Here is a 7,762-nt window from a genome sequence, read left to right on the forward strand (position 1 = left end):
TGGATTTTCTGGAAAATACCTTCAGTAGGAAAGTCCAAATCTAAACAGACATACACCTTCGGTTATGATAAGATGAAAAAAGCAAAAAAGTACGCAATTATTATAAGGATAGGTGTTTTCAATGAGCGTGTTAACAGTAAAAAATTTAAGCCATGGATTCGGAGATCGAGCGATATTTCAAGATGTGTCCTTTCGCTTATTGAAGGGTGAGCACATTGGTTTAATCGGTGCAAATGGTGAAGGTAAATCGACATTTATGAATATTATTACTGGTAAATTAATGCCAGATGAAGGAAAGGTAGAATGGTCCAAGAAAGTTCGTGTTGGGTACCTTGACCAGCATACGGTGCTAGAACGTGGAATGACGATGCGCGACGTACTAAAGAGCGCTTTTCAATATATGTTTGACCTTGAGGCTGAAATGACAGCTATGTATGACAAAATGGGCGATGCGACACCTGATAAACTCGAAAAGATGCTTGAAGAAGTTGGAATTATTCAAGATACGCTTACGAACAACGATTTTTATACAATCGATGCGAAAGTAGAAGAAATCGCTCGCGGTCTAGGGTTAGATGACGTTGGACTTGATCGTGACGTTACCGACTTAAGCGGAGGACAACGGACAAAAGTGTTACTAGCGAAGCTTTTACTCGAGAAGCCAGACATTCTTTTGTTGGACGAGCCAACCAACTATTTAGACGAGCAGCACATTGAATGGTTGAAGCGCTACTTGCAAGAATATGAAAATGCCTTTATCTTGATTTCTCACGATATCCCCTTTTTAAATAGTGTCATTAATTTAATTTATCATATGGAAAATCAAGAGCTTAATCGCTATGTTGGTGATTATAATCATTTTAAAGAAGTCCATGAAATGAAAAAGTCACAGCTTGAAGCAGCTTATAAAAGACAACAACAAGAAGTAGCGCAGCTGAAAGATTTTGTTGCCCGTAATAAAGCACGTGTTTCGACACGTAACATGGCGATGTCTCGTCAAAAGAAGCTTGATAAAATGGATATGATTGAACTTGCACATGAAAAGCCTAAACCACATTTCAATTTTAAAGAGGCTCGAACAACAAGTAAGCTTATTTTCGAAACAAAAGATTTGGTTATTGGATATGACGAACCACTTTCTCGGCCTTTGAATTTACAGATGGAGCGTGGGCAAAAGATAGCTCTTGTTGGAGCAAACGGAATTGGGAAAACGACCTTACTGAAAAGTATTCTTGGTTTGACTTCACCAGTATCAGGTTTTGTTGAACGGGGTGATTACCAAGAGGTTGGCTATTTTGAACAAGAAGCAAAAGATCCTGATAATACTTGCATTGAAGAAGTATGGCAGGAATTCCCGTCGCTAACTCAAGCTGAAGTACGTGCAGCCCTTGCTAAATGTGGACTAACAACTAAGCATATTGAAAGCAAAGTTGTTGTTCTAAGCGGTGGAGAAAAATCAAAGGTACGACTATGTAAATTGATTAATCGTGAAACAAATGTACTTGTTTTGGATGAGCCAACGAATCATTTAGATGTTGACGCCAAAGATGAATTAAAGCGTGCTTTACAAGCTTATAAAGGAAGCATTTTACTCATTAGCCATGAGCCAGAATTCTATCAAGATGTTGTTACTGATGTTTGGAATTGTGAATCATGGACAACGAAGATTATTTAATTGGATGACTCAAAACTAAAGGGTTCGCCCCCTAGTACAATAGAAATTGTGCTAGGGGCTCTTCTCTATAAAGTGCTACTAGTCGGTTCAGACCCTTTTGAGACACCCTCTTCATTAAGGGGGCTTTAATGAATCACATCCCCTTTATTGCTGTAGAAGGACCAATTACAAAACTAGATCAAGCACTGCAAAAAGGAGCGACTTGCTTTGAACCTACGCGCTAAATATAACATCCCTAAAAATGCCACTATTACCATTGCCGGTACTGTTGGTGTTGGAAAATCAACAATGACGAAAGCTCTAGCTAAAGCACTTGATTTCTGTACCTCTTTTGAAAATGTCGAACATAACCCATATTTAGATAAATTTTATGCTGATTTTGAACGTTGGAGTTTCCACTTACAAATTTATTTTCTTGCTGAACGATTTAAGGAACAAAAGCGGATGTTTGAGCAAGGCGGCGGCTTTATCCAAGACAGATCCATTTATGAGGATACTGGCATATTTGCCAAAATGCACTCTGATAAAGGCACGATGAGTAAAGTTGATTTTGAAACATATACAAGCTTGTTCGATGCCATGATTATGACTCCTTATTTCCCTCATCCTGATGTTCTGATTTATCTTGAGGGCGATCTCGATGATATTGTTGGACGCATTCAAGAGCGCGGACGTGAAATGGAACAAAAAACACCTTTAACTTATTGGGAAGAAATGCATGGTCGTTATGAGCAGTGGATTAACAACTTTACATCATGCCCTGTGTTACGACTAAACATACAAGAGTACGATTTGCTTAATGATGACCAGGCTGTTGAAGCCATTGTTGCTAAAATTGCACGAACAATCACTCCAAAAGTAACGGTATAAATTAGAAGAGGATGACCGAGCTTGTTACGCAGCTCGGTCATCCTCTTCGTCATTTTCTTTGAAATAATAGATTCTCGGTAAATGTGGAAAGCGTAGGAATTCTTGCAATAATGAGCCTCCAACAAATGCAATCATTTGCCAATCAACGCCCTTTAGCATAAGCATATCCCCCTTTCCCAAACCATATGCGATTAAGAAGATGTCCTATGTCATCTAAACGCTTCGTTGCTGGCGAAGTGTCAGCTTATAATAATAATCTCCAGCCTTAATCATTCCACGTTGATATTCGACATCATCAAGACTATCTTCAGCGTCATACGCTATCTCAGCATAAGGCACTTCAATGATTGATTGTGCCTCAGCTAACCTTCCCCGTTTAAAATAACCTATTACTTCTTTTAAATCGTCGCGAGTGACAATGCTCACTTGGGTTGCCGCTGCTAGTTTCCGGCATGGATCAGATACTTGATTCGTAGATGTAACGATGACTGCTTTATCTGCCTGATAATAAGCTTTTGCTGCGTAAATTTCTTGCACAGCATCTAATCCTACCTTTTCTGATAATCTTTTTGCTTGGACAACCGTTTCTGAATCTGAACAATCACGGAAAATCAAATCTGCTCCAAAATCTCTGCTTTTTTTCGTTAGAAATGTTTCTTCATACCCAAGAGCAACAAATAAGACATATAAATAATCTTCAAATTCATGCCCCGACATTTGGTCGATATCCACCATCGTAATCTTTGCTACATCAAACCGCTTCTTTTTTCGAATATGTAAAACGACCGCAATAATAAGGCTGACCATTAACAAACAAACTAGTACTGTCGCAACTAGATTTCCCCATTCCAAAAGCATCTCGCTCACTCTAACAACCCCTTTCCTATGCTAATTATCATAAAGGGGAATACAGAAAAAAGCAAACATCTGTTTGCAAAGGTAGAATGACCTCTCATCCAAAAATTGTAGATTCCCCCCTCCTCATTTCCTATGTTCCCTACAGGAGTTATTCAAATGTTAGATCAAAAAAAAAACAATTATTATGATTACTGGTGCATCACGTGGGCTCGCTCTGCCCTTATAAACCATTTTACTAAAAAGGGGGCTAACCTAGCTATTTGCTCTCGAAAGGAAAACGAAATTAAAAAAGTATAAGTACCGCGCTAGTAGAAGTCAGAAAAGAAAAACAACAGAAAATTACATATAAGTTCCATTCATGGGTAAAACTATAGATGATTTCGTATAATCGGGAGTGATAATAAACATGTCTACTACATTACCTAAACGTAAGAAGCGATATCGCTTTGTACCAACAATTCTCTTTGTCCTCACCTATTTTCTTGTTCAATTATATAACTATAACTTGACACTTTTTGGTTTTGTTCTTGCGTCGATTTTATCAACCATAGGTATTACGTATTTACTAAAAACGTCTAAGTTGGTTTCCCCCCATCTTTCAACAACAATATTAAATATAGATGACATATCTGATCCAGAATTTCACCAATTACTCGTACCAATATTTCAGCGTCAAGGGTATTCGGTGAACAAAACGAAACTAAATCGAAAATCAACAGCAAACCTCATCCTTCGAAAAAAAGGGTTAAAAGCGATCGTTCACACAAAACGACAAAGCAACAATGTCGGATCTAGCTTTATTCAGGAGGCGATCGCATGCAAAGAGATGTATCAAGCAAAAAAGTCAATTGTTGTGACAAATCGTCATTTTACTACAGCAGCAAAAAAAGTGGCCCGAGCAAATAAAGTTACACTAATTGATCGTGATTCACTTGATGCTATGCTTGATTCTTATTTACAACAGAAAAGAAGTCATCGCTTTATTCAACGCGTCCGATCACTGTTTATGAATGAAGAAGTAAAAAGTGACTCCTAATAAAAAATCACTTTGTAAAATAATAAGCTAGAACATTTATTCTTCTAGCTTTTTTGATTGTAGAGAAAGTTAGCTAATGCCTTTGTCCACTATATATAGCCAGGACAAGATGATGAATTGACTTCTAATTGATGAAGCTACTCTTACCACTTCTTGATCCCCGTTTATTAAGTCAGCCACCGCACTAATCTAGTAAATAAAGCTTTACGTCTAGGAGCACCCCTGAAAATCGCTTGGATTCTTCTGTTTTAAAAAGTGCTGATTTATTAAAATCAGCACCTTCATGATATCGTTTGAATTTTCGGGCCATCTTCTTCTACATAGAACACTTCTATATCATCTATTTTAATTCGAATTATTTCATTTTCAAGTTTCTTCGATTGAGCTACCTGAACAACTACAAATACAAAATCTTCTTTTACACTCGTTACATTCCCTACAATCATAAACGGAAATACCTCTGACAATAAAAAAATCCGTTTTCCAACAGCTTCCAGTAGAGCATTATATAATACTCTTTGACGAATAACAGTAATAGGAACATTCTGCTCTCTTTTCATCCTTTTTTTCCTTTCTTAAATCGGAACGGGGCAAAATTAGAAATTCGTTCGATTGGAAAATGGAGCGGTGTTGTAAAGTAATAATCTGTTTTATCCGGTAATTCGACCTGAACTGGATCCATTGTAATATATCCATTTGTTACAAAAACAACCTTCCCATAAAAAACAGGACGAAATTGTTGCCCTAATATTTTTAGTTGATTTGCTCTTGTTGTGATCATTATTTGTTTTCCAATCATTTGTTGAAACAATTTGTTTCCCGGAGAGATTATTGCATCATCAACCGTTCTTTTCTCTTCCAGTCCATTGGAAATTTTCGACCAATATACTTCTTGCATCTGACGGGCTTTTGGATCTTTCCGATATACAACTTGAATGTCATTTTTACTATTCGACAATTCTATCCACACTCCTATTCAAAAGAAAAATATCTTTGTAACAGTGTATGGTCAGACCGCCTAAATGGTTATTTGTTTGCCAGATTGATCTAAATTATTTTTAATGAAAATTAGCCCAATTCTGATCATCAATCAGAATTGGGCTAGAGATACGTTATCATTAAATTGTACCATTTTGCAAAGCTAACCAATATTGACGAGTTACATTAACATCAGAGTGTCCAGACAGATGGGCAACGACTGAGAGGTCAACACCCTTTCTGACAAGATCATAACAAAACGTGTGACGAAGTTTATGAGGATACACACCATATTCCTCTTTTAACATATGTTGAACAGTTCTTGCTGCAATCCTTTTTTGGTAATTAGATAAAAACAATGCTTCGCAATCATCGTTCCTAGTAGATAAATAATCATGTAGCTTGTGAACATTTTCTTTGGTAAGAGGAATGATTCGTTCGTTCCCTTGCACTTCATTTCTAACAATTAATTGGCCCGTCTGGCTCTTATAATTTAATTTACAATCTTCTTTATTAAACTTACAAAGCTCGGATACCCGAACTCCTGTATATAACAGTGTATAAACTATAGCAACATTTCGTAAGCTAGTATCTGCTTTCGCTTGTTTTAATAGTACCGCCACTTCTTCTTCCTTTAAATACTCAGGAGCAACGTAATCTATCTTCTTTTTTGATCGTTTAACATTATCGGTCATTTCAGCTAGATCAATTGATTTTACATAAGTATTAATAGTATTATAAATTTTATTTATCGTCGATACGCTACGCTTTTCAACTTCTAAAAAGTCAATATATAATTGAATATCATGGTTAGTAAGGTTACTGATTGATTTTCCATTTCCTTCAAGCCAATTCGAAAAAGATTCGATTACACCACAATACGTTTTTATCGTATTCTCAGACCTTCCTTTATGAGAGAGATAGATAGCAAAAGAGTCAAGAATATCTTTTGTGGTTCCAGCGCATTTTTTATCCAAAATGAATTCCCCCTAACTAACACAATCATAATAATCTCTTTCAAAAAAGTCAAGTTCCGCGCAACAAAAAAAAGATTATCCTAAGCAACTAAAATAAGGCGATTTTCAAGGCCTTTAGTTTTCTTCTGTTTCAATTGCTTCATTTTCCTTTGTTCTTTTGTTTAAGTACATGCATGAGTTTTCTTGCTATGATATAGTTAACGAGGAATGAATATTAAGGAGGATATACAATGGCTAATAAGTTAACTGCTTATGTTGGAACCTATACGAAGGGAGACAGCAAAGGAATTTATCGCTTTTCAATGGATGATTCTACTGGAGAAATAGATAAAGTAGTACTATCTGCTCAGCTAGAAAACCCTACATACTTGACGATTAATGAGGACAACACTTATCTATATTCTGTCATCAAACTCGAAGATCAAGGTGGTGTCGCTGCTTACTCTATTCAAGCTGACGGGCAATTAGAATTAATGAATCATGAGGTGACAGACGGAAGTCCACCTTGCCACGTTAGTTTAGATTCTTCCAATCACTACCTCTTTTCAGCAAATTATCATAAAGGTACTGCGATTGCCTATAAATTAACTGATAGCGGAGAACTCACTTCACAAACTTCTATTATTACACATGAAGGAAACGGTCCACACGACAGACAAGAAAAACCACATGCACATTTTGCCGGACTTACACCTGATGAAAAACTATTATGTGTCGTTGATTTAGGTACAGATGAAATGGGGATCTATCATTTCAATAATGGTACTCTCGTGCCGTTCGACAAGCATACTTTTAAACCTGGCACAGGTCCAAGACACATTCAATTCCATCCGAACCAAAAGTTTGCGTATGTAAACGGAGAGCTTAGTTCAGAAGTCATTGCCCTGCAATATGACTCGATATCTGGATCTTTTACCGATATTCAGTACATAACTTCTCTTCCAGCTGGGTACAACGAAGAGAGCATTGGTGGTGCTATTAAAATTTCAGCAAATGGTCAATACTTGTATGCGTCAAATCGCGGCCATGATAGTATTGCTGTCTTTCGTATTGATTCAGACTCAGGTGAACTCACTCTTGTTGACCATACTTCAACAGAAGGTTCTTTTCCACGTGATTTCACTATTGACCCTACAGGGAAGTTTCTTCTTGTAGCAAATCAGAATACTAGTAACATTGTCCAGTATGCAATTGATCAATTAACAGGTAAACTTACAAAAACAGATGTCACCATTTCTATCCCAAATCCCGTTTGTATTGTATTCTCTTAATAAAAAAAATGAGCAAAGCCAATAATATGGTACCTGTAGTTAGGACACTTGAAAAAGAGTGTTTTATCTACAGGTATTTTTTTATATACTTGAATTT

9 protein-coding genes are annotated in these 7,762 nt (G+C 36.7%); 4 read left to right on the plus strand and 5 right to left on the minus strand.

Translation table 11 applies throughout. The features are described from left to right. The first annotated feature begins 121 nt into the window (after positions 1-121). Positions 122-1,675 carry an ABC-F family ATP-binding cassette domain-containing protein gene (locus SLH51_RS06715; RefSeq protein ID WP_335960118.1) on the plus strand — a complete coding sequence of 518 codons (1,554 nt, stop codon included), beginning with the start codon at positions 122-124 and terminating at the stop codon, positions 1,673-1,675. A 207-nt stretch (positions 1,676-1,882) separates the two neighbouring features. After that, on the plus strand, positions 1,883-2,545 hold the full coding sequence (locus tag SLH51_RS06720; protein ID WP_335960119.1) for a deoxynucleoside kinase: 663 nt from the start codon (positions 1,883-1,885) through the stop codon (positions 2,543-2,545). Between the two features lie 24 nt (positions 2,546-2,569). Here the strand turns inward: SLH51_RS06720 and SLH51_RS06725 are convergent, their stop codons facing one another. Both SLH51_RS06725 and SLH51_RS06730 read right to left on the minus strand, forming a co-directional pair. Further along, complete coding sequence (locus tag SLH51_RS06725; RefSeq protein WP_335960120.1) at positions 2,570-2,704, minus strand: hypothetical protein; 135 nt, start codon at positions 2,702-2,704, stop codon at positions 2,570-2,572. A gap of 54 nt (positions 2,705-2,758) precedes the next feature. Continuing rightward, positions 2,759-3,403, minus strand: coding sequence for a restriction endonuclease (locus SLH51_RS06730; RefSeq protein WP_335960140.1), 645 nt, complete (start codon positions 3,401-3,403; stop codon positions 2,759-2,761). Positions 3,404-3,809: 406 nt separating this feature from the next. On the opposite strand from SLH51_RS06730, the gene SLH51_RS06735 reads away from it, so the two are divergent. Continuing rightward, the gene (locus SLH51_RS06735) at positions 3,810-4,439 is read left to right on the plus strand and encodes a restriction endonuclease (protein WP_335960121.1); all 630 of its coding nucleotides are present in this window, start codon (positions 3,810-3,812) and stop codon (positions 4,437-4,439) included. A 281-nt stretch (positions 4,440-4,720) separates the two neighbouring features. On the opposite strand, the gene SLH51_RS06740 is transcribed toward SLH51_RS06735, so the two are convergent. From SLH51_RS06740 to SLH51_RS06750, 3 genes are all read right to left on the minus strand, one after another. Beyond that, the gene (locus SLH51_RS06740) at positions 4,721-4,999 is read right to left on the minus strand and encodes a hypothetical protein (protein WP_335960123.1); all 279 of its coding nucleotides are present in this window, start codon (positions 4,997-4,999) and stop codon (positions 4,721-4,723) included. Beyond that, a complete protein-coding gene (locus SLH51_RS06745) occupies positions 4,996-5,397 on the minus strand; it encodes a hypothetical protein (protein WP_335960124.1) in 402 nt (133 codons plus the stop codon). The genes SLH51_RS06740 and SLH51_RS06745 overlap by 4 nt, the downstream gene beginning before the upstream one ends. Before the next feature lie 160 nt (positions 5,398-5,557). After that, a complete protein-coding gene (locus SLH51_RS06750) occupies positions 5,558-6,394 on the minus strand; it encodes a tyrosine-type recombinase/integrase (RefSeq protein ID WP_335960125.1) in 837 nt (278 codons plus the stop codon). A 230-nt stretch (positions 6,395-6,624) separates the two neighbouring features. Here SLH51_RS06750 and SLH51_RS06755 point away from each other — a divergent pair, with 230 nt between their 5' ends. Further along, positions 6,625-7,665 (plus strand): lactonase family protein, encoded by a 1,041-nt coding sequence (locus tag SLH51_RS06755; protein ID WP_335960126.1) that lies wholly within the window; start codon positions 6,625-6,627, stop codon positions 7,663-7,665. Positions 7,666-7,762: the final 97 nt, after the last annotated feature.

Origin of the sequence: Halalkalibacter kiskunsagensis (assembly GCF_037027555.1) — a bacterium.
Taxonomy (GTDB): domain Bacteria; phylum Bacillota; class Bacilli; order Bacillales; family Bacillaceae_D; genus Halalkalibacter; species Halalkalibacter kiskunsagensis.